This is a genomic window from Paenibacillus sp. DS2015 (assembly GCF_050433705.1).
GTDB lineage: Bacteria > Bacillota > Bacilli > Paenibacillales > Paenibacillaceae > Paenibacillus_AQ.
In genome coordinates this window covers 1-1,608 of the sequence record NZ_JBNPWS010000083.1, presented here as the reverse complement: position 1 = coordinate 1,608, position 1,608 = coordinate 1, and the positions used below count along the sequence as shown (strand labels likewise).

At 42.8% G+C, this 1,608-nt stretch carries 1 pseudogene; it reads right to left on the bottom strand.

Annotation, left to right across the window (positions count from 1 at the left end):
* Nucleotides 1-130: 130 nt before the first annotated feature.
* Nucleotides 131-1,362: pseudogene (locus tag J2T13_RS26205) on the bottom strand (IS110 family transposase).
* Between the last annotated feature and the right edge of the window lie 246 nt (nucleotides 1,363-1,608).

Sequence of the window (1,608 nt, the reverse complement as noted above, 5' to 3'; positions counted from 1 at the left end):
TTTTATACGAAAATAGCTCTTTACACTAACGTAGCAGTTATGGGGTCCTTTAAGGTGCCTTTTACTAAAAATGGCGCAAAAAAACCCACCACCCCAAAATTGTTTCGAATTTTTTTTAAAAAATAAGGTCTTATGCGGTTTCACTATTCTCAACCTGTACATGGTACCCAAGGGATTTTATCTTATTTACCCAATAGTCAACATCTCGTTCCTTTTTGGGTAAATAATCAGAACCTAATTCTTCATAAGGCATTTGGTTAAGTAGCATGTGATAAATGATTCGTAAGAGCAAATGAGCTAATGCCATGTTTGCCTTTTTCGGGCCGCGTCGCTTTACTATTCGGTAATAAAAAGCGGCCAGCCTCGAATCCTTTCTCTTTGTTGCTGCCCATGCCGCCTGACAAAGAACAGTTTTCAAACCCTTATTGCCTTTACCAATTCGTGTACTTTTTTTTTACCAGCACTCTCGTTATTACCTGGACTTAGACCTGCCCATGAGGCTAAATGGGCGTCTGTTGGAAATATGGACATATCGGTACCGATTTCCGCAAGGATACTCGCCGCGGCATCCTTTTGAATTCCCGGAATGGTGATCAATAGTTCAATTTCGTTGCGATAGGGATTCACTAGGTTGTCGATTTGTTGTTCTAACTCTTGAAGTTGTTTCTCTAAATACTCAAGATGATCGAGGTGCATCCGAATCATCGTACGATGGTGGGTTCGTACGCGTCCGTTTAAAGCTTCGATCAGATCGGGCACCTTTTTCTTCAAGGATGTGAATACCATGGATTTAATCGTTTCGGCTTCCAATACTTCTCCATTGACTACGGATTGAAGTAGAGCCAGGCCAGATACCCCAAACACATCCGAAACGTACGTTGTTAATTTGATGTTAGCGTCTTGAAGAATCTTGTGAATTCGATTTTTCTCAGCTGTTGCATCACCGACCAACTTACGACGATAACGTGTGTAATTTCGAAGATCGCGAATGTCTTCGGGTGGTACAAAACTAGACTCAATTAATCCACAGCGTAGTAATCGAGCGATCCAAGCCGAATCTTTAACATCGGTTTTACGGCCAGGAACATTTCTTATACGCTGTGCATTGGCTAGCACGAGTGTAAACGAACCTTCAAGGATGTTCCACACCGGCTTCCAATAGACGCCAGTGCTTTCCATGCCCACATGAGAACATTCTTGCTCTGTTAGCCAATCTAAAAGTCTGAGCAGCTCCTTTGTTGTTGTTCCAAACGTTTTAATCTCTTGTTTTGGTTTCCTGTCCAAAGGTCCCACCAATACACAGGCAACCACCGTTTCTTGATGTACATCTAATCCAGCACATCGTTCTAAAATAGCATCCATCGGCAACCCTCTTTTTAAAAGAGTGCAGGTCATGCAACATGAGAGGTGTAATTTTATACACGTGTTCATGACAACAATCGGCGGTGCTCGTTGTTGCATTAGGGCGGTTTTGAACTCGGGTTTGGTATCACCAAAAAAGTCTCGACCTTTGACCTGCCTACTTCCAAGTATGTGCTAGGGCTGTATGGTTTCAAACATGCATCCTATTTTCATCCATGGGGGTGGCCGTCAGGTCATGGGAGTTTT